This is a genomic window from Mesorhizobium sp. BR1-1-13 (genome assembly GCF_020165515.1).
Classification (GTDB): Bacteria; Pseudomonadota; Alphaproteobacteria; order Rhizobiales; family Rhizobiaceae; genus Mesorhizobium.
Window position 1 is genome coordinate 62995 of the sequence record NZ_JAIUIH010000013.1, and the last position, 24471, is coordinate 87465.

At 65.0% G+C, this 24471-nt stretch carries 34 protein-coding genes; 24 read left to right on the forward strand and 10 right to left on the reverse strand.

The genetic code is table 11. From position 1 onward, the window contains the following. Window positions 1-201: 201 nt before the first annotated feature. The 5 genes from LB533_RS24965 to LB533_RS24985 all read left to right on the forward strand — a co-directional run bounded on the left by LB533_RS24965 (window position 202) and on the right by LB533_RS24985 (window position 3710). Entirely contained in the window at window positions 202-459 is a 258-nt protein-coding gene (locus LB533_RS24965) for a GIY-YIG nuclease family protein (protein WP_224678394.1), read from the forward strand. Window positions 460-707: 248 nt separating this feature from the next. Next, on the forward strand, window positions 708-1160 hold the full coding sequence (locus LB533_RS24970; protein WP_224678395.1) for a GNAT family N-acetyltransferase: 453 nt from the start codon (window positions 708-710) through the stop codon (window positions 1158-1160). A gap of 149 nt (window positions 1161-1309) precedes the next feature. Next, window positions 1310-2509, forward strand: a complete 1200-nt coding sequence (locus LB533_RS24975; protein WP_224678458.1) for a PLP-dependent aminotransferase family protein — start codon at window positions 1310-1312, stop codon at window positions 2507-2509. Window positions 2510-2619: 110 nt separating this feature from the next. After that, entirely contained in the window at window positions 2620-3000 is a 381-nt protein-coding gene (locus LB533_RS24980; protein ID WP_140623006.1) for an ester cyclase, read from the forward strand. A 161-nt stretch (window positions 3001-3161) separates the two neighbouring features. After that, window positions 3162-3710, forward strand: coding sequence for a YbhB/YbcL family Raf kinase inhibitor-like protein (locus LB533_RS24985; protein WP_140642872.1), 549 nt, complete (start codon window positions 3162-3164; stop codon window positions 3708-3710). A gap of 134 nt (window positions 3711-3844) precedes the next feature. Here the strand turns inward: LB533_RS24985 and LB533_RS24990 are convergent, their stop codons facing one another. Then, window positions 3845-4315, reverse strand: a complete 471-nt coding sequence (locus LB533_RS24990) for a nucleoside deaminase (RefSeq protein WP_224678396.1) — start codon at window positions 4313-4315, stop codon at window positions 3845-3847. A gap of 217 nt (window positions 4316-4532) precedes the next feature. On the opposite strand from LB533_RS24990, the gene LB533_RS24995 reads away from it, so the two are divergent. From LB533_RS24995 to LB533_RS25030, 8 genes are all read left to right on the forward strand, one after another. Next, window positions 4533-5150 (forward strand): C39 family peptidase, encoded by a 618-nt coding sequence (locus LB533_RS24995; RefSeq protein ID WP_224678397.1) that lies wholly within the window; start codon window positions 4533-4535, stop codon window positions 5148-5150. Between the two features lie 35 nt (window positions 5151-5185). Continuing rightward, the gene (locus LB533_RS25000) at window positions 5186-6271 is read left to right on the forward strand and encodes a D-alanine--D-alanine ligase family protein (protein ID WP_224678398.1); all 1086 of its coding nucleotides are present in this window, start codon (window positions 5186-5188) and stop codon (window positions 6269-6271) included. A gap of 73 nt (window positions 6272-6344) precedes the next feature. Continuing rightward, window positions 6345-6767, forward strand: coding sequence for a VOC family protein (locus LB533_RS25005; protein WP_224678399.1), 423 nt, complete (start codon window positions 6345-6347; stop codon window positions 6765-6767). 205 nt (window positions 6768-6972) lie between these two features. Then, window positions 6973-7332: an SPW repeat protein gene (locus tag LB533_RS25010; protein WP_140642879.1), complete on the forward strand. Its 360-nt coding sequence runs from the start codon at window positions 6973-6975 to the stop codon at window positions 7330-7332. 175 nt (window positions 7333-7507) lie between these two features. After that, window positions 7508-8881, forward strand: coding sequence for an NfeD family protein (locus LB533_RS25015; protein ID WP_224678400.1), 1374 nt, complete (start codon window positions 7508-7510; stop codon window positions 8879-8881). Further along, the gene (locus tag LB533_RS25020) at window positions 8878-9642 is read left to right on the forward strand and encodes a slipin family protein (protein ID WP_224678401.1); all 765 of its coding nucleotides are present in this window, start codon (window positions 8878-8880) and stop codon (window positions 9640-9642) included. The genes LB533_RS25015 and LB533_RS25020 overlap by 4 nt, the downstream gene beginning before the upstream one ends. Before the next feature lie 323 nt (window positions 9643-9965). Further along, complete coding sequence (locus tag LB533_RS25025; protein ID WP_224678402.1) at window positions 9966-10958, forward strand: sterol desaturase family protein; 993 nt, start codon at window positions 9966-9968, stop codon at window positions 10956-10958. Beyond that, the gene (locus LB533_RS25030; protein ID WP_224678403.1) at window positions 10955-12106 is read left to right on the forward strand and encodes a GNAT family N-acetyltransferase; all 1152 of its coding nucleotides are present in this window, start codon (window positions 10955-10957) and stop codon (window positions 12104-12106) included. Before LB533_RS25025 ends, LB533_RS25030 begins: the two co-directional genes overlap by 4 nt. 71 nt (window positions 12107-12177) lie before the next feature. Here LB533_RS25030 and LB533_RS25035 read toward each other — a convergent pair whose 3' ends face one another. After that, window positions 12178-13185, reverse strand: a complete 1008-nt coding sequence (locus tag LB533_RS25035; protein ID WP_224678404.1) for an aldo/keto reductase — start codon at window positions 13183-13185, stop codon at window positions 12178-12180. A gap of 145 nt (window positions 13186-13330) precedes the next feature. On the opposite strand from LB533_RS25035, the gene LB533_RS25040 reads away from it, so the two are divergent. From LB533_RS25040 to LB533_RS25050, 3 genes are all read left to right on the forward strand, one after another. Continuing rightward, on the forward strand, window positions 13331-13675 hold the full coding sequence (locus tag LB533_RS25040) for a hypothetical protein (RefSeq protein ID WP_224678405.1): 345 nt from the start codon (window positions 13331-13333) through the stop codon (window positions 13673-13675). A 182-nt stretch (window positions 13676-13857) separates the two neighbouring features. Further along, window positions 13858-14103 (forward strand): hypothetical protein, encoded by a 246-nt coding sequence (locus tag LB533_RS25045; protein WP_224678406.1) that lies wholly within the window; start codon window positions 13858-13860, stop codon window positions 14101-14103. Window positions 14104-14383: 280 nt separating this feature from the next. After that, a complete protein-coding gene (locus tag LB533_RS25050; RefSeq protein WP_140642891.1) occupies window positions 14384-15448 on the forward strand; it encodes a sensor histidine kinase in 1065 nt (354 codons plus the stop codon). 47 nt (window positions 15449-15495) lie between these two features. On the opposite strand, the gene LB533_RS25055 is transcribed toward LB533_RS25050, so the two are convergent. Next, a complete protein-coding gene (locus LB533_RS25055) occupies window positions 15496-15702 on the reverse strand; it encodes a hypothetical protein (protein WP_140499995.1) in 207 nt (68 codons plus the stop codon). 110 nt (window positions 15703-15812) lie between these two features. After that, window positions 15813-16103, reverse strand: a complete 291-nt coding sequence (locus LB533_RS25060) for a hypothetical protein (RefSeq protein ID WP_140521515.1) — start codon at window positions 16101-16103, stop codon at window positions 15813-15815. Window positions 16104-16267: 164 nt separating this feature from the next. Between LB533_RS25060 and LB533_RS25065 the strand changes: the two genes are divergently transcribed. Beyond that, window positions 16268-16483: a hypothetical protein gene (locus LB533_RS25065; RefSeq protein WP_224678407.1), complete on the forward strand. Its 216-nt coding sequence runs from the start codon at window positions 16268-16270 to the stop codon at window positions 16481-16483. Window positions 16484-16511: 28 nt separating this feature from the next. Here LB533_RS25065 and LB533_RS25070 read toward each other — a convergent pair whose 3' ends face one another. Beyond that, entirely contained in the window at window positions 16512-16826 is a 315-nt protein-coding gene (locus LB533_RS25070; protein WP_140515975.1) for a plasmid stabilization protein, read from the reverse strand. An 84-nt stretch (window positions 16827-16910) separates the two neighbouring features. Next, window positions 16911-17804, reverse strand: a complete 894-nt coding sequence (locus tag LB533_RS25075) for an alpha/beta fold hydrolase (protein WP_224678408.1) — start codon at window positions 17802-17804, stop codon at window positions 16911-16913. A gap of 193 nt (window positions 17805-17997) precedes the next feature. Here LB533_RS25075 and LB533_RS25080 point away from each other — a divergent pair, with 193 nt between their 5' ends. Together LB533_RS25080 and LB533_RS25085 are read left to right on the forward strand one after the other, a co-directional pair. Beyond that, window positions 17998-18975 (forward strand): SDR family oxidoreductase, encoded by a 978-nt coding sequence (locus tag LB533_RS25080; protein ID WP_224678409.1) that lies wholly within the window; start codon window positions 17998-18000, stop codon window positions 18973-18975. A 74-nt stretch (window positions 18976-19049) separates the two neighbouring features. Beyond that, entirely contained in the window at window positions 19050-19346 is a 297-nt protein-coding gene (locus LB533_RS25085) for a hypothetical protein (protein ID WP_140499986.1), read from the forward strand. Between the two features lie 60 nt (window positions 19347-19406). On the opposite strand, the gene LB533_RS25090 is transcribed toward LB533_RS25085, so the two are convergent. The 3 genes from LB533_RS25090 to LB533_RS25100 all read right to left on the reverse strand — a co-directional run bounded on the left by LB533_RS25090 (window position 19407) and on the right by LB533_RS25100 (window position 20451). After that, window positions 19407-19658 carry a DUF982 domain-containing protein gene (locus LB533_RS25090; RefSeq protein ID WP_140582358.1) on the reverse strand — a complete coding sequence of 84 codons (252 nt, stop codon included), beginning with the start codon at window positions 19656-19658 and terminating at the stop codon, window positions 19407-19409. Between the two features lie 87 nt (window positions 19659-19745). Then, complete coding sequence (locus tag LB533_RS25095; protein WP_224678410.1) at window positions 19746-20189, reverse strand: GFA family protein; 444 nt, start codon at window positions 20187-20189, stop codon at window positions 19746-19748. Between the two features lie 82 nt (window positions 20190-20271). Beyond that, on the reverse strand, window positions 20272-20451 hold the full coding sequence (locus tag LB533_RS25100; RefSeq protein ID WP_115144153.1) for a DUF3606 domain-containing protein: 180 nt from the start codon (window positions 20449-20451) through the stop codon (window positions 20272-20274). A 401-nt stretch (window positions 20452-20852) separates the two neighbouring features. Here LB533_RS25100 and LB533_RS25105 point away from each other — a divergent pair, with 401 nt between their 5' ends. Beyond that, window positions 20853-21281, forward strand: coding sequence for a DoxX family protein (locus LB533_RS25105; protein WP_140515969.1), 429 nt, complete (start codon window positions 20853-20855; stop codon window positions 21279-21281). Here LB533_RS25105 and LB533_RS25110 read toward each other — a convergent pair whose 3' ends face one another. Beyond that, window positions 21282-21587 carry a hypothetical protein gene (locus LB533_RS25110; RefSeq protein ID WP_140499979.1) on the reverse strand — a complete coding sequence of 102 codons (306 nt, stop codon included), beginning with the start codon at window positions 21585-21587 and terminating at the stop codon, window positions 21282-21284. Window positions 21588-21839: 252 nt separating this feature from the next. On the opposite strand from LB533_RS25110, the gene LB533_RS25115 reads away from it, so the two are divergent. The 4 genes from LB533_RS25115 (at window position 21840) to LB533_RS25130 (ending at window position 24399) form a co-directional block, all read left to right on the forward strand. Further along, window positions 21840-22487 carry a glutathione S-transferase family protein gene (locus LB533_RS25115; protein ID WP_224678411.1) on the forward strand — a complete coding sequence of 216 codons (648 nt, stop codon included), beginning with the start codon at window positions 21840-21842 and terminating at the stop codon, window positions 22485-22487. Between the two features lie 503 nt (window positions 22488-22990). Beyond that, the gene (locus LB533_RS25120) at window positions 22991-23371 is read left to right on the forward strand and encodes a hypothetical protein (protein WP_224678412.1); all 381 of its coding nucleotides are present in this window, start codon (window positions 22991-22993) and stop codon (window positions 23369-23371) included. Beyond that, entirely contained in the window at window positions 23364-23747 is a 384-nt protein-coding gene (locus LB533_RS25125) for a hypothetical protein (protein WP_224678413.1), read from the forward strand. Before LB533_RS25120 ends, LB533_RS25125 begins: the two co-directional genes overlap by 8 nt. After that, on the forward strand, window positions 23704-24399 hold the full coding sequence (locus LB533_RS25130; RefSeq protein WP_224678414.1) for a terminase large subunit domain-containing protein: 696 nt from the start codon (window positions 23704-23706) through the stop codon (window positions 24397-24399). The genes LB533_RS25125 and LB533_RS25130 overlap by 44 nt, the downstream gene beginning before the upstream one ends. Window positions 24400-24471: the final 72 nt, after the last annotated feature.

Genomic DNA, 24471 nt, shown 5'->3' on the forward strand with positions numbered 1-24471 from the left:
AGGGCCATCGCTGGGTGCTGGCGCAGTGCCGCAAGGCCAGGATGGGGATGGGGTTGAAGAAGTTCCCTCGGTTCGTCATCCTAGGGCGGAGCAAGGAGCGAAGCGACGCGGCGCAGACCCTAGGATCCATGCCGTGACACCTGCCGAAGAATGCAGCGAATCAGGATGTTCTCCCGACGCATGGCCCGATAGCCCTGACATATGACCGGCTATGTCTACATGACCGCCAGCCAGAAGGGCGGCACCATTTACATCGGCGTCACAAACGATCTCGGTCGTCGTATGCCAGAACACAAGTCGGGCCAGGGTTCGCGCTTCACCAGCCAATATGGTGTGCGGCGACTGGTCTGGTACGAGGAGTATTTCGATATTACGGACGCCATCCAGCGCGAGAAATCGCTCAAGCGCTGGCGACGCCAGTGGAAAATCGAATTGATTGAAAAAGCCAACCCGGAATAGTTCGAGCTGTTTCGTGGAACAGGATGGTAGCCACGGCCACTTCGTCGTCCTCGGGTTTGACTCGAGGCATGTCGCGGTGCGCGGTGATCGGAATTCCGCACCGTAGCGGCGCTCCCATGTCACGGCATGGATCCTAGGGTCTCCGCGACGGAGCTTCGCTCCTGCTTCGCCCTAGGATGACGAAGAGAGGGTGAGGCTTCCAAACCAACGGCCTTGCCGGCGCCGGCGTGTCGCCGTAAGTCGTGCTCATGATCACCTTCCGCAAGGCCCTGGCCTCCGACCTGCCTGCCCTCGTCGCCATGCTGGCGGACGATCCGCTTGGCGCGGCCAGAGAGGATGCCTCGCTGCCGCTGGCCCAGGGCTATGTCGATGCCTTCGATACCATCGACGCCGATCCCAACCAGTTGCTGGCGGTGGCGGTCGATGGCGCCGACGTGGTCGGCACCTTGCAGGTCAGCTTCCTTGCCGGGCTGTCGCGCAAGGGCGCCTGGCGCGGTCAGATCGAGGCTGTGCGGGTCGCCGGGCAGCGCCGTTCCGAAGGCATAGGCAGGCTGATGATCGAATGGGCTGTTGATCAATGCCGGGCGCGCGGTTGCGGCCTCGTCCAACTCACCACCGACAAGACCAGAGCGGACGCGCACCGCTTCTATGAAAGCCTCGGCTTCACCGGCACCCATCTCGGCTACAAGAAGACCTTGTAGCGCAGGCGGGGCCGTCGCTTTTCCGCCAAGGCGGGCGGCTGGCGCATGCGCGAAGGCCTGCAGGCCCTATTCAATTTGCGGCGAGACCAGATATAGGTCAGCTAAGTTGACCTATATTCGATGCGTCCGGGGAGGCGTGCTTGACCCTTATGAACCTGTTGGCGTCGCGCTCGTCGCGTATGAAGGCGTCGGAAATCCGCGAGCTCCTGAAGCTGCTCGACCAGCCGGACATCATCTCCTTCGCCGGCGGCATTCCAGATCCGGCGCTGTTTCCGGCCGATGCGATCCGCGATGCCTATGCCGACGTGCTCGGCGGCAGCGAAGCGGGGGCCGCGCTTCAGTACCAGGTGAGCGAGGGCTATCTGCCGCTGCGGCGATGGATTGCCGGGCAGATGGGCAAGCTCGGCGTCGTCTGCGAGGAAGCCAACATCTTCATCACTTCGGGCTCGCAGCAGGCGCTCGATTATGTCGGCAAGCTGCTGCTGTCGCCCGGCGACACCGCACTGGTGACGTGGCCGACCTATCTCGGCGCGCTGCAGGCCTTCAACGCCTATGAACCGCGCTACGACCGGCTGAGGCCGGAAGGCGGCAACATGACGCCGGATGCCTATCGCGCGGCGGCGGCGGCGAATGGCGGCCGGGTCAAGTTCACCTATCTGGTGCCGGATTTCGCCAACCCGACCGGCAACACGCTGGACAGGCAGCAGCGCGAGGCGGTGCTCGATCTTGCCGGCGAGCTCGACATCGCAATCGTCGAGGACGCCGCCTACCGGGCGCTGCGCTATGATGGCGAAAGCGTGCCACCGATCCTGGCGCTCGACTGCGCGCGCCCCGGCGGCATCGACAAGGCGCGCACGCTCTATTGCGGCTCGTTCTCGAAGATCCTGTCGCCGGGCATGCGCGTCGGCTGGGTCTGCGCGCCGCGTCATGTCGTGGAGAAGCTGGTGCTGATGAAGCAGGCTTCCGACCTGCACAGCCCGTCGATCAACCAGATCGTGATGCACCGGGCGGCCGAAGCGGTGTTCGAGGCCCAAGTCGAAAAACTGATCGGCGCCTATCGCGAGCGCCGCGACGGCTTGCTCGGCGCCCTCGAAGCCAACATGCCGGAAGGCGTGACCTGGAGCCGCCCGGAAGGCGGCATGTTCGTCTGGGTGACGCTGCCCGAAGGCGCTGACGCCACCGCGCTCCTGGCGCGCTCGGTGAAGGAGGCGCGTGTCGCCTTCGTGCCCGGCAGCGCCTTCTTCGCCGATGGCACCGGGCGCAACACGTTGCGGCTGTCCTTCACGCTCGCCGACCGGCGCGCGGTGAGCGAGGGGATCCCGCGGCTGGCAGCGCTGCTCAAGACTTAAGGCGCCGGCCAGACGACGGTGCATCGCCCCAGCAGCGATCAAACCCGGGTTGTCCTGACGTGTCGCGGGTGCAAAATGGCCTTGTGTCCACGAATGCGGGTTCATGCGCCATGACCGACCTTTCCGGTATCTACCGCGACTACATTGCCTGCCTCAACCGGCAGGACTGGCCGAACCTCGGGCAGTTCGTCGACGACGACGTGTCTCACAATGGCAGGCGGATCGGTCTCTCCGGCTACCGCGCGATGCTGGAGAAGGATTTCGACGACATTCCGGACCTTCGTTTCGACATCCGGCTGCTGGTCTGCGATCCGCCTCATGTCGCGAGCCGGTTGATGTTCGACTGTACGCCCAGGGGAAATTTCCTCGGGCTTGCCGTAGACGGCAGGAAAGTGTCCTTCGCCGAGAACGTCTTCTATGAGTTTCGCGGCCCGAAGATCCGGCTCGTGTGGTCCATCATCGACAAGGCCGCCATCGAAGCCCAGCTTTGAAACACGAATCTCTCCTGGCGCGCTCGGTAAAGGAAGCGCCCGTCCCCTTCGTGCCCGGCAGCGCATTCCAGCAATTCCCACCAACAGTTCGCACCATTGCCCAATTTCGGGCCGCTTTTCGGCTAAACTCGTCGGCGTCTTGGCTGGAAATGGAGGAAGCTATGAGCTTGCGCCTCGGTTTCGCCGTGCTGGTGCTGTTCGGCCTCGCCAATCAGGCGGCTGCTTTCGAGATTTCAAGCCCGTCGGTTTCCAACGGCAAATGGGCCGAAAAATATCTCGGCGACAAGGCCGGCGGCTGCAGCGGGCAAAGCGTGTCGATCGCCTTGAGATGGAAGGACCCCCCGGTCGGCACCAAGAGCTACGCGCTCACCATGTTCGACCCCGACGCCGGCGGCGGCAAGGGTTTCTGGCACTGGCTGGCCTGGAACATCCCGGCAAGCGCGAAGGGCTTGGCCGAAGGGGCGGGCTCGAAGCGCGGCAAAGGCTTGCCCAAGGGTACGGTGCTCGGCAAGGGCGGTATCGGCCGCGCAGGCTATTTCGGGCCATGCCCGCCGCCCGGCAGCGGCACGCATCACTATGTCTTCACGCTGTATGCGCTCGGCGCGCCGAAGCTGCGCGCGCCGGAAAATCCCTCTCCGGAAATGGTGGCAGTGGCCGCGAAGAGCCAGGCGCTCGGCGAGGCCAGCGTGACGTACACCTACGGGCGGTAGGCAAGACCGGTTCAGGCAATCGCCCTGGCCACCAGCGTATTGACGGCGCTGTTGGCAAACACGTTCCAAGAGATCGTTTGAATTCCGTTCCGGTGGCCATCTGGCGGCTTGCGCGCGTAGTCTCGGCCGGTGCGTCAGCGCGTCCAGAAATCGCGGTGCGGCGCGATCAGCTCGTCCTCGATCTCGGGGAAGGGGCCAAAGACCTCGATCTTCTTCTGGCCCGAGGCGAGGACTGTGCGCGAGGGCAGGCTCATCGTCGGATTCTCGGCGTGATCGCCGGTGAGTGCCAGGAGCTTCGTCTCCTCGAGGCCGTAGACCAGGCGGCCGATATTCGCCCAGTAGAGCGTTCCGGCGCACATCGCACAGGGTTCGCCGGTCGAGACCAGCGTGCAGGACCAGAGGAAATCCGGCTCGTAGGCAGCCGCCGCGCGCCGGGCGAGTTCCGTCTCGGCATGGCGCACCGTGTCGAGGTTTCCCTGGCGCATAAGGACGCGATCGTCCGGCCCGACCAGCACACAGCCGAACGGATGATGGCCGTGCACAGCTGCCTCGCGAGCGACGGCGTCGGCGGCGCGGAGGTGGGCGAGCATCTGGTCGCGGGTCATTGCGCAATCCTAACACGATGGGCGAGGAGACGAACCGCACCCGACGACCGGCTTCGTAGGGCTGAGAGTGCGCCGATCGGCGGGCATTGGCAAGCTTCGCCCGGCGGGCAAAACCCGAGCGCGGACCATCGCCTGATCAGGCGAATGAGGTTTGAAGCACTGTTCTCTGCTCTCGTATCCCTGTATACGAAATTGAAATGGTCTGTTTGAGGAATCGATGAGTCCACCGCCAGAGACCGTGCCGTTTTTCAGCCAGTGGGAGACGCCCGACATGACCTTGGCCGTGCTTGCCGATGGTGCTGAGGTGGCGCTGCGGCGCGATGCGCTGTGGGAGAATTCGGGCGCGCGCACACTCGACGAATACGCGCTGTGGGCCGCCAATATCTGCGGCATGGCATGCCTCAAGATGATCCTGGCGGCGCGCGGCCAGATCGTGCCGACCATCGAACTGGCCAGGCGCTGCACCGGATATGGCGGCTATGTCGTCACCGAGGGATCGATCAAGGGCCTGATCTACGCCCCCTTCGTCAGCTTCGTGAAAGCGGAATTCGGCCTCGAGGCAGAGGTGATGACCAGTGTCGCGACATCGGATATTCCGACGATCCTCAGGCGGTCGCGCTTCTTCATCGCCTCGGTCAGCAGCTCGATCCGCTGGCCCGAGCGCGAGCCCCCGTCCAAGGGCGGCCATCTGGTGCTGGTCATGTCGGCATCGGACGAGGGTTTTCGCTTTCACAATCCGTCCGGCCATACCGGCGCCACACAGGCAAATGCAGTGTTGGCGCCGGCCGATTTCGACCGCTTCTTTGCCAATCGCGGCATTGCCGTCAGCATTTGATCTCGAGGGATTTCGATGAAGGACAAGGCTTTTCAATGAAGACCAAGATTAAGGTCGCCGTCCTCTATGGCGGACGTTCGGCCGAGCATGACGTGTCGCGCCTTTCAGCCGCCAACGTGCTGAAGGCCATCGACCGGACGCGCTACGAGGTGGTGCCGATCGCCATTTCCAGGGACGGTCGATGGCTGCTGCAATCTTCATCCGAAGCCGGCGACGACAGAGCCGGGGCGCCGGTGTCTGAGGACGGCGTGGAGGTCGCATTGTTGCCCGGTGGCAGAGGCAGGCTGGTGGCCGCACGGGGCGGCGGAGCAGAGCGCGACCTGCCACCGGTCGACGTCGTCTTTCCCGTGCTGCACGGTCCTTTCGGCGAGGACGGCTCGGTGCAGGGCTATGCCGAGGTCGCCGACGTCGCCTATGTCGGCTGCGGCATTCTCGCCTCGGCCGCCGCCATGGACAAGGATGTCGCCAAGCGGCTGCTGCGCGAGGCCGGGCTGCCGGTTGCCCGTTCCGTCACCGTGCATCGAAACGATGTCGGGCCGTTCCAGGAGATTGCCGGCGCGCTCGGCCTGCCTTTCTTCGCCAAGCCGGCGCGCCAGGGCTCGTCCTTCGGCGTCAGCAAGGTGAACGACCGGGACGGCTTCGAACGGGCCGTCGAGACGGCTTTCCGCTACGACGGCAAGGTCCTGATCGAAGAGTTCGTCGACGGCCGCGAGATCGAATGCTCGGTGCTGGAGCGGGCCGACGGAACGCTGACCGTGTCGCTGCCCGGCGAAATCATTCCGGCCGGCAAGCACGGCTTCTACACCTATGAAGCCAAATATCTCGACGCCGACGGCGCCGTGGTGAACGTGCCCGCCGATGTCCCGTCCGCCGTCGCCGACAAGGCAAGGGAGATGGCCTCGCGGGCTTTCCAGGCGCTGGGCTGCGAGGCGATGGCCCGGGTCGACTTCTTCCTGCGCGCCGACGGCTCGCTGCTGGTCAACGAGGTCAACACGCTGCCCGGCTTCACCGACATCTCGATGTATGCCAAGGCGCTGGCGGCGATCGGCATCGGCTACAGCAAGGTCATCGACGTGCTGATCGAGCACGCACTGGCGCGGCATGCCGCGCGAAAGTCCTGAGGTTCGGCGTGGCATTGACGGCGGATCACGCGAAGCTAGTTAGAGTCGATCCCTTGGCGAGAGGAGAGCTTGCATGGAAGAACTGCATCGCGGCCGGCTTATCGATCATATCCAACTGGTGGTCAGAGACATCGCCGCCAGCCGCCGCTTTTACGAAGCAGTGTTTCGAGTGCTCGACATTCCGATCGGCGGCAGCGCTGCCGATTATTTCTGGGCCGACGAGCTATTCATTTCCACCGCCGACAGCCGCGCGGCTCGGGGAGAGTTGACCGGTCGCCATCACCTGGCATTCCAGGCGAAAGACCGCGCCATGGTCGATGCGTTCTACAAGGCCGGGCTGGACGGCGGCGGCAGGGACAATGGCGCGCCGGGTGAACGCCGGTACCACCCCGGCTACTACGCCGCTTTTCTTCTCGACCCGGACGGCAACAACATCGAAGCGGTGTATCACGGGCCGGCCAACCGCAGTGCCGCCTCGGTGAAGATCACGTTCTAGAATGCGCCGAAGAGGCGGGTGGTTTGCCTTGATGCGGCGGTCCCGGCTTGATCCTGATCCGGTGGAGGGAGCTCGATCGATGCCAAGGCGACCCCGCCGCGCGGCGGGCCTTGAAGGCCATCTGAGGCATAGTTACATCAACCATTAAGCGTGCGTTTGCACGCGAATACAACGCTTTGGCCAAGCTTCATCTATGGAGGTTGTCATGGCAAATACACTCATGGAAGGAAAGAAAGGCCAGGACTGGCTCAATCTGGTCCTTGCCGTCTGCCTGTTCATCTCACCCTGGATAATCGGCTTCGCTGCTGAAACCGCTCCCGCATGGAACGCCTGGATTGTCGGCGTCGTCCTGGGCGCGGTGGCCGTGGCGGCGCTTGCCGCCTTCGCCGAGTGGGAGGAATGGGTAGGTGTCGTTCTCGGCCTCTGGCTCGTCGTGTCGCCCTGGCTGCTCGGCTTCATGGCGAACACGCATGCGATGGCCACCCACGTCATTCTCGGCGTGCTGGTGGTTGCCGTATCAGGTTGGGCCGTCTGGGACGTCCGTCACCCGCACGCACATGCGTGACCGCTGACCAAGGATGGGGCCGGCGCGCGAGCGGGGCCCCTCCGGCTTTGAAAGTCTGCCCATTGCTTTTGCCGCTGGCTGCGAAGAGCCGGATCGCGGGCTTGCAATCTGAGACCGGGCCATGGATTTCGGCGGATCGAACGCCATATCCTGCGTTATCCAGGGAGTTTTGAACGTGACCCTCGCGCGGATGGCGGTTCTGGCAGCGGCCTTCATGGCCGCCGCGGCCGCCAGTCACTCTTCCGTGCACGCGGAGGCGGCGGAGAAGGTGGCGTTGCGCATCGTGATCGACGGCGCCATCGGCCCGGCGAGCGCCAGGCAGCTCAATGAAGCGCTGGCGAAAGCCGCCGAGCGGCACGCCGAAGCCGTTGTCCTCGAGATCGATACACCGGGCGGGCTGGTGACCTCGATGCGCGAGATGATCGCCGATATCCTTGCCTCGCCGGTTCCCGTCATCGGCTATGTCGCGCCCGCCGGCGCGCATGCGGCAAGTGCCGGAACCTATATCCTTTATGCCACCCATGTCGCGGCGATGGCGCCCGGCACCAATCTGGGGGCCGCCACGCCGGTCGAGCTTGGCGGGCTGCCGTCCCTTCCCGGTGGCGACGAGAAGAACAAGGCCGACCAGAAGAATGCCGCCGGGCCTCCGGCGGGCGACGCGATGATGACCAAGGTCACGAACGACGCCGTCGCCTTGATCCGGTCGCTCGCCGAACTGCGCGGCCGCAATGCCGACTGGGGCGAAAAGGCCGTGCGCGAGGCGGCCAGCCTTTCCGCCAACGCAGCACTACAGGCGCATGTCGTCGACCTCGTCGTCCGCGATACGGCCGAACTGCTCCAGCTTGCCGACGGCCGCACGGTCGAGGTGGCCGGCAAGCAACAGGTGCTGGCGACCAAGGGCGTGGCGGTCGAGACGCTCGATCCCGGCTGGCTGATCCGGCTTCTCGCTGTCATCACCGATCCCAACATCGCCGTCGTCCTGATGCTGGCCGGTGTCTACGGCCTCGTCTTCGAGTTCACCAGCCCAGGCGCCGTGGCGCCCGGCGTGATCGGGACCATCTGCCTGCTGCTCGGGCTCTATGCCCTCAATTTGCTGCCGATCAGCTATGCCGGCCTCGCCCTGATGCTGCTTGGCATCGCCTTCCTCGTCATCGAGGCCTTCAACCCGACCGTGGTGCTCGGGCTTGGAGGCGTCGCCGCCTTCCTGCTCGGCGCCGCCATGCTGCTCAAGGTCGAGGGCCCCGGCTTCGAGATGTCGTGGGCGCTCATCGGCACCGCCGCGGCGCTGACGCTTGGCCTGGCGCTGCTGGCCGGCAGCTATCTGTGGAGGGCGCGCAAGAGCCTGCCGCGTGTCGGCGCGCAGGCCATGCGCGGAGCGCCGGCCAGGATCCTCGACTGGTCGGGCATCGAAGGCCATGTGCTCGCGCAGGGCGAGCGCTGGCGGGCGAAAGCCGACGAACCGCTCGCCCCCGGCGACAGCGTCGAGGTGGCCGATGTCCGGGACCTCGTGCTGACGGTCCGGCGCAGGAACAATGGAGCAAGGCAATGATCATCGGTTACGTCGCCTATCTGCTACTCGCCCTCATCGTGCTGGTCTTCCTGTCCGCCGCCATTCGCATCCTGCGGGAATATGAGCGCGGCGTGGTCTTCACGCTCGGCCGCTTCACCGGAGTGAAGGGCCCCGGCCTCATCCTCCTCGTCCCCTTTGTCCAGCAGATGGTGCGGGTCGACCTGCGCGTGGTGGTCCAGGACGTGCCGCCGCAGGACGTGATCTCGCGCGACAATGTCTCGGTGAAGGTGAACGCGGTGCTGTATTTCCGCATCGTCGACGCCGAGCGGGCCGTCATCCAGGTCGAGGACTTCATGGCCGCGACAAACCAGCTGGCGCAGACCACGTTGCGCTCGGTTCTCGGCAAGCACGAACTCGACGAGATGCTGGCCGAGCGCGACAAGTTGAACAGCGACATCCAGGAGATCCTGGACCAGCGGACCGACGCATGGGGCATCAAGGTGTCCAATGTCGAGATCAAGCATGTCGACCTCAACGAGAATATGGTCCGCGCCATCGCCAAGCAGGCCGAGGCTGAAAGGCTGCGGCGCGCGAAAGTGATCAATGCCGATGGCGAGCAGCAGGCGGCGGCAAAGCTGGTCGAGGCCGGCAAGATGCTGGCGCAGGAGCCGCAGGCCATGCAACTGCGCTATTTCGAGGCGCTGCACGACATCGCCGGCGAGCGCTCGTCGACGGTGGTGTTTCCGCTGCCGATGGACCTGCTCACGATCTTCAACAAGCAGCCGGGCGCCGCGAAATAAGCCTGGTTGGGGGCGTGTCAGTCCGGCACGGTTTCGAGCCGGAACTGGCACGATCACCCCGCGATTCCCCGAAGTTGCGATCTCCACGCCAGGCGCGCTGCCGGTCCTTTGCTGTCAATTTTAGGAGTTTTATTCAGAATTCGGCAATATATAGCAGGCTTTTTAGCGGATTCATTGTTTTTAATCAGCTTAAGCTTTCGCTATGAATTCTCGACTAGGGTGAAGGCGAAACAATCGAGAGCCTGACGGCGTGCCGGCTTGCCCGGCCTGTCAGGTAATCGCTTCCTACAAGTCAAGCTTCGGTTGCATAAATGAGTGGGCCCATGTCGATTGCCGGCATCATCGAAAGGATCCTGGACAAGTTGTCCGGCTCCAGCCTGCTTGCGGCCGGCCTTCTGCTGCTGACCGCGCTGGGAAGCGCCCTGATCGCCTATTGGCGGACGGCGGAGCGCAAGAGCTTCAGGGAGTTCTTCGATTTCGTCTTCCCCAACGAGATCGTCACGCATCCCTCGGCGCGGGCGGACCTGCTTTTCTGGATCACCCGCAAGGCGATCATGCCCTTCCTGATGCTGCCCGCGGGCGTGACCTTCGTCGTCGGCGTCGGCTACGCGACAAACCGGACGCTGGCCGCGCTGTTCCAGGTGCAGCCGCCGCTTTTTCCGGGCCCTCCGGGAGCGGTGACGGTCGTCATCTTCACGGCGACGATGCTGATTGCCTACGACATTTCCTACTACCTCTACCACGTGGCCCAGCACCGCTTTCCCTTCCTGTGGGAGCTGCACAAGGTGCATCATTCGGCGGAGGTGATGGTCGGCATCACCAAGGACAGGGTTCATCCGCTCGACGAGCTCATGAACCGCGCCTGGGACGGCGTCATACCCGGGATCTGCTTCGGCGTCTGGACCCTTTTGTCGCTCAACCTCGTCGAAGTGACGATCTTCGGCGTCAACGTCTACGTCATGCGCAATATCCTGATGATGGATTTCGTCAGGCATACCCATTTCAAGATTTCGTTCGGGCCGCTCAACAACATCGTCTTGTGCCCGCATTGGCACCAGCTGCACCACAGCGTCGATCCCCGGCATTACGACAAGAATTTCGGCCTGCTGTTCTCGTTCTGGGACCGGCTGTTCGGAACGTTGTGCGTGCCGAAGCCCGATGAGGATTTCAGGTTCGGATTGATGGAGCGCGGCGCGCGCGACTATCAATCCCTGTCCGGGCTTTACGTGCTGCCGCTCAAGAAGATGTGGGGGCACATCGCCCGGCGGTTCCGCCGCCGCGCTTCGTCCGAGCCGACACGGAGCCCGCAGCCATGAACGCTCATGCCGCGATCGCGGGCTTGAAGTCGGGCGCTTTGGAGATCGTCACCTCCGAGGCCCGCCTCGCGGAAGTCGGGCCGGCCTGGACGGAGCTGTGGCGCCGGGCGGAGGGGCTGATCTTTCAAAGCCACGCCTGGGTCACGGCGTGGTGGCAGACAGCCCCGGACCGGGAGCTGCGCGGTCTCAGGATCGGCCTCATCTGGAACGGTGACCGGATCGACGCCGTCATCCCGCTGGCGACGGTGCGGCGCAAGGGCGTCAACGTCCTGGAATGGGCTGCCAAGGACCACAGCGACTATGGCGACGTGCTGGTCGCGCCGGACTGCGATCCGGCGGCGGTCGCGGCGCTATGGCAGGAAATTTCGGCCGCGGGCGGCTTCGATCTCGTCTATCTGAACCGCCTGCTGCCAGACGCCGCGATGCGCACGCTGCTGGCTCCCGCTTCGGCGCCCAAGATGGCGCTCCGCCCGAACCGCCGCAGCGAAACCAGCTTCCGGGTCGCGGGGCCATGGCGGACGGGCGCGGACTGGTTCGGGGAACAAACGAAGAAGATGCGCCAGAATTATCGCCGTGGCCGCAAATTCCTCGAGGAGGGCGGCGAAGTGCGGTTCCGCCTCATGTCGCCGGACGAGCCGATGCAGCCCGTCCTCGACAGGCTCGCCGAGTTCAAGCGCAAATGGCTCGCCGCGCACGGACACGAATCCAACCTGTTCGATGAAGGGTCGCCGGCGCTGGGCGCGCTGGTCGCCGTGCTGGCCAGGGAAGGGCTCCTGCATGTCTTCGTGCTGGAATGCGCCGGGATGGTGGTCGCGGTCTCGATCAATTTCGTCCAGCGCAACACGATGATGGCCTTCGTCACGACCTACGATCCGGATGTCGAGCGGGCGTCTCCCGGCATGGTGCTGATGATGGACTACATCCAGTGGTCGATCGACAGGGGGCTGACGATGGTCGACTTCCTGTGCGGCGGCGAGGACTTCAAGCGGCGCTTCGCGACCCAGTCGGTGACGCTGGATTCGGTGCTGGGAACAAGGACCTTGCGCGGAACACTCGCCGCGCTGGCGGACCGGACCCTGCACGCCGGCAGGGAACTGCACCAGCGGTTGCGGCCCGATCCTCGCCAAAAGCCGGCGCCGGTGGAATAGGCCGATTCACGGCGAGATGCGAACCGAGATTTGACGCTGCTGGCAGGACGGACCTGCCCGAAACCGGCAGCCTATCGGTCGATCATTACCATGGTGCGGTCGCCGTAGCGCGGGCCGGAGACCTTCCCCGGGGCCAGCGCGTCGTCGAGCGCCGCGATCTCGGCGGCCTCCAGTTTCAGCGACGCCGCGGCGACATTTTCTTCCAGATATTTGATCCGCTTGGTGCCGGGGATCGGCACGATGTCGACACCGAAGACGTTGCCCTTCTCCAGGAGCCAGGCCAGCGCGATCTGCCCTGGCTTGACGCCTTTGGCGACGGCGATGTCGCGGACCTTCGCGGCGGCCTCGACGTTGGCGTCGTAGTTCGCGCCCTGGTAACGCGGGTCGCCGCGGCGGTAATCGCCTTCCGGATAGTCCTCGGCGCGCTTGGCGCCGCCGGTCAGGAAGCCTCGGCCGAGCGGTGAGAACGGCACCAGGCCGATGCCGGTTTGCCGCAGCAGGGGAATGATTTCCGGCTCGAGATTGCGCTCCCACAGCGAGTACTCGCTCTGCAGCGCCGAGACCGGAAACACGGCGTGCGCCCGCTGGATGGTGGCGGCTCCCGCCTCCGACAGGCCGAAGAAGCGGACCTTGCCCTGTTTGACCAGCTCGCCGACCGTGCCGGCGACATCCTCGGCCGGCACGGCCGGATCGACACGGTGCTGGTAGAGAAGGTCGATATGGTCGGTGGCGAGCCGCTTCAACGACCCTTCAACCGCCGCCCTGATGGTTTGCGGCCTGCTGTCGCGTTCGGTGCCGACCTGCCGGCCATCTTCGATGCGAAAGCCGAATTTGGTGGCGATGGTGACCTTATCGCGCTTGCCCTTCAAGGCGCGGCCGAGCAGCGCCTCATTGGCATGAGGGCCATACACTTCGGCGGTGTCGAGGAAGGTGCAGCCGAGCTCGATGGCGCGGTGCAGCGTGGCGATGGATTCGCCTTCGTCAGCCGGGCCGTAGGACTGGCTCATGCCCATGCAGCCGAGGCCGATGGCCGAGACCCGCAGCCCCTGGCTGCCGAGCTTGTGTGTGTCGAGCGTCATTCTCGTGTTCTCCGGAGGGGATCTCACGAAAGTATATAGGGCGCTCGCTCAATTCCCACAGCCGCTGGCGGACCGGGGGCATGGGACATGACGCCGGCGTCTGTGTACGGCGTCGTGGCTCCCGACCCTAGGACAGGAGCTCGCCTTGGGACCGGCCGTTGACGGGACCACCCGGCCGTTCCTCGATCACGGCCAGGCCCTCGAATTCGATTGCAGCGCCAAGCATTTGAGCCGCCTGCATGACCAGGTGCTCGACGTCCTCGAGGGCGACGTTCTCATCGAGGTTCCTGAGCCTGACCTGTTCGGCAACGGTGGTGATCCTGACGATACCCGCCGTCCTGAAAGCTGTATGGACGGCGGATTGAACGTCATCACGCAAGCGCATCGAGTAGTCGTACCGCATGGAAACCTCCTCGGCGAAACCGCTTTGCCCTTCATTGCGCAGCATGCGCCGAATGTTGGTTCCTGGCAAGCGAAATATGGGAAATAGATATATATACCAGTGGGTTAGCGGAATTACACAAAGCAGCGGCCGGCGGTTGAGGCATACTATGAGCGGAAGGAGCAGACGGCTTGTCTGGCGGCCTTGACGCTGCAGGAGAGCAACACTAGTTGTTAGTTGAACAAGGCAAATACTAATTCAGGGCATTGGGGTCTGTGCGAGGAGGTGCGATGGCTGAGCTGGAACGTCCTGAACGCTTGCAGGTCATGCTGACCGCCGACGAACTGGCGGCACTGGAAAACTGGCGCTTCGACAAGCGCATGCCGAGCCGCTCGGCCGCGGTCAGGGAGCTTTTGCGGCGTGGCCTTGCCTCGGACGGGTTCCTGGCGGCGGAGCAGGGCGTCAAGTCCCAGGACTTCGGACTGCTGTCCGCTCCAGGCGGCAACGGCAATGTGGGCGACGGCCACTCTGAGTGAGGTGTGGTGACATTCAGCCGATGCCGGCTTGCAAGGACGGGTTCCGCGCTTCCGGCGCCCATCGAATGTCCGCTCCGTTCTGGTTCTCGAAAACCATTTTGTCTGGTCGTTGGCGTTTTCGATGCCGGGCTCGGCCTGATCTGTGGAACCGCCTTCGCCTCGATTATATTAGCCGGCGAGGCGATTTCGATGAAGTGGAAGCAGGCAGGCCGCTTCAAGGTGATTGCCTTGCCCGGCGCACGCGTTATCTAGTGGCGATAGGCTGACACCTGGCGGGGCAATGGCTGACATAGCAAGGAATGAAAAACAGGATGCAACAGCGGATGCGCAGCTGGCGGCGATTGTCGATTCCTCCTTCGACGCCATCATCAGCAAGGACCTGAACAGCATCATCAAGAGCTGGAATCAGGCGGCCGAACGCATGTTCGGCTACAGCGCGGAGGAAGCGTTGGGGCAGTCGATCCTGATGCTCATCCCCGACCACCTCAAGAACGAGGAAACCGAGATCATCGCGAAGGTCCGCCGCGGCGAACGCCTGGCGAGCTATGAGACGACGCGAAAGCGCAAGGACGGCACCTTCATTGCCGTTTCGCTGACGGTGTCGCCGATCAGGAACGCCAGCGGCGACATCGTCGGCGCCTCGAAGATCGCCCGCGACATCAGCGCCAGCAGGGAGAACGAGCGCCGGATCAAGATGCTGATGCGGGAAGTCAACCACCGCGTCAAGAACCAGTTCGCGGTGATCCTGTCGATGGTCAGGGAAACCAGCAAGCGCTCGGAGGACCCGCGCGAGTTCGAGGAGATGATCCGCGCCCGCATCATGGCGCTGTCACGGTCGCACGATCTGCTGGTCACCTCGAACTGGGTGGGAGCCAGCCTGTTCGACCTGGTCCAGGAACATCTCAAACCGTTCGGCCGCGAGGAGCAGATACTGCTTTCGGGACCGCTGCTGACCTTGCAGTCGAATGCGGTGCAGAATCTCGGCATGGCTTTCCACGAGCTTGGCACCAATTCGTCCAAGTATGGAGCGCTCGCCAGCGATTCCGGCCGGGTCGAGGTGACCTGGAGCATGGGCGACGACGCTCTGGCCGAACGCGAATTCCAACTTGTCTGGGAGGAGCGGTCTCCCCCCTATAGCGGCGGCGACGAGCGCGACGACACCACGCGCAAGGGGTTCGGCACCGTTGTCCTGCAAAGGGTGGCGCCGCAGTCGCTCGGCGGGTCCGCCGTGATCGAGCGCTCGCCCGGCTATTTCAGATGGACGCTGCACGCGCCGCTGGCATCGATCATCGTGCCGCAGCACCCTATGGAAGACGCCGGCCAGACGACCGGCTTAGGCATCTGAAAGCTACCGCCGTGGCCAAGGCGCGCCGCATTCGCGGATTCAGGCGACTACAGGATGTTGGCCGTCACCTCGACGATGATCGCAGCCCCTTCTAGCGAGCCGTCGGGCACATGCACGACTCGCGAAACGCGCAAGTCCTGGGCGTTTCCGTCGACGGACAGCGAAACGCTCTCGCCGATCCGGGGCACGGCCTGGAACACGGCCTCGATGGATTGAGGCCGGTTGTCGATGGATACGCGGCAGTTGACGGTCATGGGCATCTCCTGTGGCGGCCACCCCACGCGTCAACGCGGCCCCCTCGGATTGGTTTCAGGCAGGGGTGCGGCAATCCCCGAAACAACGATTGCCCGCGCCAACCGACCCGTCAATTCGGGAAATTGTTGACCGGCTCCTCGCAGCGGTAGACCGGACAGTGCCCGTCGCGGGCCGGGATATAGGCCGACATCGGCACTTCGGGCCAATCGCATTCATTGCCGAACTGCCTGACATAGCGGTCATAGGTATTAGGGCCGGTGGTCAGCACGACGGCGCGGTGGCTCTGGATCATGGCGCGGATCTGCGCGCAGCTCATGGCGCGGCTGTCGGGCCGGGCTTCGGCCAGGCCGGTGGCGGCAAGCATGGCGGCCACGGTCGGCAACAGGATTCGAACGGACATGGCGGTCTCTCCAAGGCGTGATCCGCAACGCCGGGCGATTACGCCTGGTTGCGGGATGCCGGGGAGATTCGCATTTTGTCTGGCGGTTGCGCAACAGCCGGCGTGTTCGCTTGCGAGGGACGGCGCGGGCGCGCAACCAAATCGCGCCTCGCGCATTGCTGGGCATGCTCGGCAGGAAGCCTTACCAGACCCCGCGATGGCCGCCCGGGAACAGGGATCGCGAAGCCATGTGCTGTTCGTTCTGCGGCGGCCGCGACCACGGCTACGAGGACTGTCCGCAAAGACCGCCGTCCAGCAATCCGGCCGAGCCGAACTTCGATGATCCGCCGGGCGACGATCTGATCAAGAGCGGCCCGGGCGAGGGCAGGCAAGGCGCATAGGAATTTCGCGATCCGGTCGCCCCGCGCATCAATGGGCGTGCGCTTCGTTGCGCTTGCGGGTCGCGGCTGCCTTCCTGGCCGATGCCGACCGGCTCGCGGCCGAACGCGAGGCGGAAGCCTTGCCGCCCTTTTCGCCGCCCTTATGCGCGGCGGGATGGCCCGTGTGCTTGCCTCGGCCGGAGCCGCCCTCCTTCTTGCCGCCGCCATCATCCTTGTTGACGGTGGCCCAGGCGCGGCGCTCGGCTTCCTTCTCGGACACGCCGCGATGCTCGTAGCCCTCGGCGATGTGGTCTGCCTTGCGCTCCTGCTTGTCGGTGTATTTGGATTTTTCTCCGCGTGGCATGGTTCTGCTCCCGGTTTTCACTCGATGCCCATGCAACTGCGCAGCCAGGATGTGGTTCCAATCCCTTGGCCGTGGTCGGTGGCTTCAGGCCCCGGCGAAGAAAGCGGTCAATTCGGCCGCGATTTGCGCGGGTGCTTCCTCGGGGAAGAAATGCCCGCCCTGGACCGCATGGCCGCGCAGATCGTCGGCCCAGCCGCGCCACAAGGCCAGCGGTCCGCCTTCGCCGGCGTACCATTCGGCGAGCGCGCCTTGCCCGCTCCACAGCGCCAGCACCGGGCAAGCGATGCGCCGGCCGGCGGCGCGGTCGGCATGGTCGTGCTCGCGGTCGAGCATCGCGGCCGCCCGGTACTCCTCGCAGATCGCATGGGCATGGGCGGGATCGCGCAGTGCCTCGACATAGGCCTGGCGCACGCCGGCGGAAAACGCCTTTGGCGACGAGCCCCAGCCGCCCAGAGCGTCATCGACGATCGCGTCGGCCGCACCGGCCAGGAGCTTTTCCGGCAGTGGCTCCGGCTGCGCCAGCAACGACCACGGCCAATAGCCGAGCGCCAGCCTGGCGTCGGCCCGGTCCCAGGCGTCGGCGGTGGGCACGATGTCGAGCACGGCAAGCCTTTCGACGCGGTCGGGATGGTCGAGCGCGAGGCGGTAGGCGACACGCCCGCCGCGATCATGGCCGGCGACCATGAAGCTGGAAAAGCCGAGCTCGGCCATCAGCGCCACCATGTCGCGGGCCATGGCGCGCTTGGCGTAAGGGGCGTGATCGGCGCTCGAGGCCGGGCATGAACTGGCGCCGTAGCCGCGCAGGTCGGCGCATATGACGGTGAACCGCTCCGCCAGGCGTGGCGCCACGTCGCGCCACATCAGATGCGTCTGCGGAAAGCCGTGCAGCAAAAGGACGGCGGGCCCGTCGCCGGCGCGCCGGGCGAAGATGCGGGCATCGCCGCAGCCGACCTCGAGGGTCTGAAAACCTTCGAACATGATTGCCTCCGGCAGGCGAAACGGCGGGAGGATGCGAGGGTTGCAATGTGCGCCTGCGAAAGCCGCCAACTTTTTCCGCCGACATGCGTTGTCCCTGCGAGCAAAGCGTTTGGACCGGAGACATCGCGGACAGTTGTGCGCGTTGCGCGAGGAGGTTCGCGATGTCTCCGGTCCAAACACAGAGGAGATGACCATGCCGACCAGCACCCAGAGCGACAGTTCGAAAGCAACCAGCAAGCAGCGCAGCATCCAGCGCAAGATCGACGCCAAGGACCGCGCCAAGACCAAACCCAAGGGCGACGGCGCCATGCAGGCCGGCGCGCGAAAATATCCCGTGCCGCCTTTTCCCGCCCAGCATCATGCCAAACCCGGCGAGGAATGGGCGATCGAGCCGGCGCCGCTCTATGACGCGCCGTTCTGGCGCGGTTCGGGAAAGCTGGAGGGCAAGGCGGCGTTGATCACCGGCGGTGATTCCGGCATCGGCCGGGCCGTGGCGGTGCTGTTCGCGCGCGAAGGTGCCGATATCGCCATCGTCTATCTCAGCGAAGACCGCGACGCGGAGGCGACCAAGCAAGCGGTCGAGGCGGAGGGCCGCCGCTGCCTCGCCTTACGCGGCGATGTCGGCAATCGCGCCTTCTGCGCCAAGGCCGTGGCAAGGGTCGTGAAGGAACTGGGGCGGCTGGACATACTGGTCAACAACGCCGCCTTCCAGATCCATTCGACCGATTTCTCCGATCTGACAGAGGAGCATTTCGACACCACGCTGAAGACCAACCTCTACGGCTACTTCCATATGGCGCAAGAGGCGGTGGCGCATATGAAGCCGGGTTCGGCCATCATCAACACCGGTTCGGTCACCGGCATCGAGGGATCGAAGGACCTGGTCGACTACTCCATGACCAAGGGCGGCATCCATGCCTTCACCCGGGCGCTGTCGGGCAACCTCGTCGGCAAGGGCATCCGCGTCAACGCCGTGGCGCCGGGACCTGTGTGGACCCCGCTCAATCCGTCGGAGAAGGAGGCGCAGGACGTGTCGCAGTTCGGCGCCAAGACGCCGATGAAGCGGCCCGCCCAGCCGGAGGAAATCGCGCCGGCCTATGTGTTCCTGGCCTCGCCGCAATGCTCCAGCTACATCACCGGCGAAATCCTGCCGATCGTCGGCGGCTATTGAGGCAAGCCTATCGAAGGCAAGCCATTGACTATCGGCGGCCGGTGAGGGCGGCCCAACCCGCAAAGGAGGCCGAGATGAGACTTCTCGCCATCATGTCCGTCAGCCTGATGCTCGCCGCGCCCGCCGCGGCGCTGGCACAGGCCGAGCAGCAGAACCCCGACAAGCAGGCGCCCAGCGAAAAATGCCGGGCCAAGCCCGACGGCAACCAGCAGCCGACCGACAACACGCTGACCGAGACGCTGAACGATTGCGGCGGCGTGCTGAAGCCGCCGCCGACAGGCGACCAGGGCATGGCCGCGCCGGCGCCCAACGAAGGCAAGACGCCGGTGATCAAACCGGGTGAAGTGCCGCCGCAGCCGCCGAAACAGTAGCCGGCGGCTTGCCGCGATGCAGCTATCGGGTTCCGGACCGCCCCGTGGGGCGGCAGGCTGTCAGGGCTTGCCGTTGCCGGGCAGGAATTCCGCCTCGCGCCCGGCATCGATCATGGCTCGCATCGCCTTCTCGGCCGGGGTCCAGCCATCGAGGGCATCGCGGCAGCTGCGCCATGCGGCGCGGTAGCGCCGGCCATGCTTGCCCGGCCAGTCGCGCAGGCATTCCAGGCCTTCCCAGGCGCTGCGCACCACCCGCTCGCGGGCCGGTCCGACCTTCAGCCTGACCGGACGGGGAAAGAACTTGTCGTTCACGGGGATCTCCATTGAAACTGAGGCGCCCGATAGCGCCGGCCGATGTCCCGGGGTTCCGTCGCGGCCGCTCAACTTTTCGACTAATTTTCAATCGGGGGGAGCGGCGTCCGACAGCAGCCTCGGCGGCGGCGGGCCGGAAGCCTGCGCGGCGGGCCGGTCGTGCTCGAACTGCTCAGTATCGGGCAAGGCGTGCAGCCAGGATTCGCGCCGGCCGATCCACAATTCGTACTCCGGCACCAGCTCGGTCGGCACCACGTCCAGGCTGCCGATCATCACCTCGGCCTCGTCGTCGGTGAGCGAGGCGACACGGCCGCCGCAGGTCGGGCAGAAGCCGCGGCCGGCATAGGTGCCGAGAAGGCCCGATGTCTCGAAGGCCTGGCGCGGCCAGATGGCGAAGGCGGCAAAGGCGGAGCCGCTGGTCTTGCGGCAATCCTTGCAATGACAGAGGCCCACCCGCAGGGGCGGACCGCTGACGGTGAACTGCACGCCGCCGCAAAGGCAGCTGCCGGTTCTGCGCGCGGTGTCGGGCATGGCCGTGGCCTCCAACCGTTCGGTGCCGCAATGCGCCCGGATTCTTGCTCCGGGCAACGCTTCCAACGCCGGTCGCGCCGAGCTATCCGCGCGCGGCCATGTGGTTGTCGAGCTTCTTCCTCGAGGGCCCGTAGCGCTTGATGATGGTCTGGGCCTCGCTCTGCGGGATGCCGTATTTGCGGGCGAAAGCGGCAACCTCATAGGTTTCCTCGCTCGAAACCAGTTTGCGATCCTGCTTGATCTTCGATTTGTCGTCCGCCATGCCGAGCCTCACTTTCCACCCCGGCGCGCCGCCGTCGCGGCGCGACCCTGCGGTCATACATAACAGCATTTGACGCCGCTGGTTCCATAGCGGCTTTCGCAGGCTTTGGCGAACACGGACCGGAATATCGGCTCCGCTGCCTCAGGCCGGCTCCAGGCGCATGGCGGCGAGATACATCAGGACCGATGCGGCCCACTCTATCAAGATAGCCGGCAAACCGGGATCCGGGTTTTGCGGCAGCGGGCCCGATCGAGCGGCGCCGATCGCGACATCCGGAAAAAACTTCGGCGGATATGTCGGATGCGCGGTGCGTGGCGCGTCCTAGGAGCAATTCCAGGAAAGCTCCGTAGCGGTTTCCAGCCGGAATCGGGTAAACAAGCAAACGAAACGGGAGAACAACCATGCCGTCGCCAACCGTCCAATCGCCGTGGCAGACCGCCGCCTTGCTCATAGCCCGCCTGATTTTCGCAGCCGTCTTCCTGATGGCGGTGACGTTCAAGTTCATGGGCATGGGCGCCACCGCCGGCTATATCGCCGCCGCCGGCTTTCCGTTTCCGCTGTTCCTGGCCTGGTGCGCGGCGATCCTGGAGGTGCTGCTGGTGATCGCTTTCCTCACCGGCGCCTTCTTCACGCCGGCCGCACTGGTCGCGGCGGTTTACGTGCTGTTCCTCGGCTTCGCCTTCCACGGACCGAGCCACTGGGCCGGCAACCAGGCGGAATTCGGCTTCTTCGTCGACCATTTTTCCTTCCTGGCCGGACTGCTGTTCGCCGCCGTGCACGGGCCGGGCCGCGTGCTTTCGCTCAATCCGGGATGGCCGGGCAGGGCGTAGCTACATCTGGTCGTTGTAGGGTTCCTTCATCTGGCCGACCATGCGCGCCAGCTTCGAAAAGGACGGCATGTCAGCTTCCGGCTGGCACTGGTTGGCGAGCTCCAGCAGCCGGATCGGGAAATTGACGGCGTCGCGGCTCGACGCCGACATGCCCTCGGACCGCTCCTCGCTGGTTTCGCCGGCTTCGGCCTTGCGCAGGGCGATGTCGATCTCCTCTGATGTCAGCACGCCCTTCCTGACCAGGACGTGGTTGATCGATGCGACGGCCATCAGCAGGCCTTCGAGTTGCAGGTTGGCGACGTTCATGGCGGTTGCTCCCATCGGTGAGGCGCGTCACGCTGAACAGGGCCCGTGCGACGCACTTGCAGGTATCGGCCTACGCATGTCGCCCAAAACCGAGGTCACTTTGAGGCAGCGTGCATAGGCGTTCAGAACGCGCGGGCAGGCATTCGCGATCCGCGCCCGGCAAGGAAAATGGTTCAAGACCGATGTCGGGCTGCCGCAGAGGCTTGTTCGTCATCGCCAGGAAGCCGGGAAACAGGCAAGGAAGCGGATGCGATGACAATTACCATCACGGCATTCAAACGGTCGCCCGACGGCGGCAAGGGACTGGCGCGCGACACGCGCGTTCGCTGGGCGCTCGAAGAAGTGGGCCAGCCCTACGAGGTTCGTCTTGTTTCTCATGCTGACATGAAGGCGCCCGACCATCTGGCCATCCAGCCCTTTGGCCAGATCCCCACCTACGAGGACGGTTCGCTCTGCCTGTTCGAGACCGGCTCGATCGTCTTTCATCTTGCCGAGCGGTATCCGGGCCTGTTGCCGGAGGATCGCGACGCCCGCGCCCGCGCCATCACCTGGATGTTTGCCGCGCTCAACACCGTCGAGCTGCCGATCCTCGAACTGACGACGGCAAGACTATTCGAGGCCGACAAGCCCTGGAACGAGGAGCGCCTGCCATTGGTGAAGGACCGCGTTCGCGCCCGGCTGGACAGGCTCTCGGCCCATCTGGGCGGCGCCGACTGGCTCGACGGCGCGTTCAGCGCGGGCGATCTGTTGATGGTATCGGTGCTGCTGCGGCTCAGAATGTCGGGCCTTCTGGACGAATATCAAAACCTGGCTGCCTATGTGGCCCGCGGCGAAGCCCGGCCCGCCTATGCCAGGGCGTTCGCCGCGCAATTCGCGGTCAATGCTCCAACACCCGACTGATAAAGCCGGGCGGGCCGGGGAGAACCAGGCTGGGACGGGCAAGGTAGGATTTTTTTCTTAAAAGCTGTTGACGGGGTGAAGGCAACTATGCTATGTTTTTATCTATGGTGCTGAGTTGCGCCGATGACCCGCCCCCGAGGCGGGTTTTTGATTCTGGCGGGTGCTGTGCTCCAGGCCTGTTCAGGCCATACGCACATTTCTTCTTCTGATCAATTCTCGGCCCTTCGCGATCTCCACAGCGAGGCTCCGGTTCGTAAGTTCGACTGACCCTGCCTACCCCATTTGCCGTGACGGCGGCGTTCGCTGCGAAAGTCTATAAGGAATTTTTTCCTAAAAACTGTTGACGGGGTGAAGGCAACTATGCTATGTTTCTATCTATGGTGCTGAGTTGCGCCGATGACCCGCCCGCGAGGCGGGTTTTGTGTTTTTGGTTTTGCCCTCCTCTCCTCGAACGATGGCGCCCTACGGCGTTTCGAGCCTGACGACTATCCGCGAGAAATCCCATGCCACGCTATGCCACCATCATCACCGGGGATGACGGCCTTGAGGTCGTCAGCGCCATTGGCGAATTCGAGGGTGCGGCACCGCAGACGCGGCTCGGCCGGATCGAGCAGGTCGCAACCGGTGTGCTGATCGGCATGGTGCGTGACGCGGCCGGCGGCTTCGCTTTCCCGCAGCCAGCGATTCATAGCGGCGCCGTCGGCCTCGCGATGGCGGGCCTGAAGGGCCTGCCGGGCGCCGCAAAGCTTGTCGGGCGGCCGAAGGGCGGCACGAATGCCAGGAAGAAATCCGCCCGTTCGAAGAAGAAACGGGTCCGGTCGGTCAAGTCCGTGCCGTCGAAGACCAAGGCCGGCGACGCCGACGCGGTGACGGGCCATGGCTGACGAAACCGCCGCGGTGCCGGCGCACGGCAAGGGGCGCAAGCCGGCCGCCGGCCGGAGCGCCGCGCCGGAGACCCGCCGCAAACGCCCGAAGAAAACATTGGGCGACGATTTTCTCGCCGCCGTGCGCGCCGATTTCCGCGCCCATGGCGCCGGCGTCATCGCCGAGGTGCGGGCCGACAAGCCGGACCAGTATCTGAAGATCGTGCTTTCGGTGCTGCCCAAGGATTTCGATGCCGCCGTCAACCATCTGGATGCCCTGAGCGATGAAGAGATCCGCAGCCGCATCCGCGCGCTCGAAGCCGCGGTCAAACCGTTCCTCGAAGACATCGCCGGTGGCGGCGAGGACGGAATATCTGGCGCTGCTGGCGGAGCTTGACCGCAGGCGCCGTACCAACCAGCTTGCCGCCTACCGGCCCTATGCCAGGCAGGCGGCGTTTCACGCGGCAGGCGCCGCCAACCGCGAGCGGCTGTTCATGGCCGGCAACCAGCTCGGCAAGACCCGCGCCGGCGGCGCCGAATGGGCCATGCACCTGACGGGCCGCTATCCCGCGTGGTGGCAAGGCAAGGTTTTCGATGCGCCGGTGCGGCTGTGGGCCGCCGGCGTGACCGGCGAGGGCACGCGCGACAATCCGCAGCGCGTGCTGGTCGGCCCGCCGCAGCAGCAGGCTGAATGGGGCACCGGCATGATCCCGGCCGATGCCATCGTCGACACCATGATGGGCCGTGGCGCGCCGGGCGCGCTCGACGCCGTCGTGGTGCGGCATGGCGGCGGCGGCGATTTGCAGGCCGGCGAGAGCGTATTGTCGTTCAAGAGTTTCGAGAAGGGCCGCGAGAAATGGCAGGGCGAGACGCTGCACGGCGTCTGGTTCGACGAGGAACCGCCGCTCGACATCTATTCCGAGGGCCTCACCCGCACCAACGCCACCGGCGGCATCACCATCGTCACCTTCACGCCGCTGCTCGGCATGAGCGACGTGGTGCTGCTGTTTTTGTCGGCGGCGGAGGTGGAGAGGATGGGGAAGGGGTGACGGCTGCCTCTTCCTTCTCCCTTGTGGGAGAAGGTGGATCGGCGCGCAGCGCCGAGACGGTTGAGGGGTGCT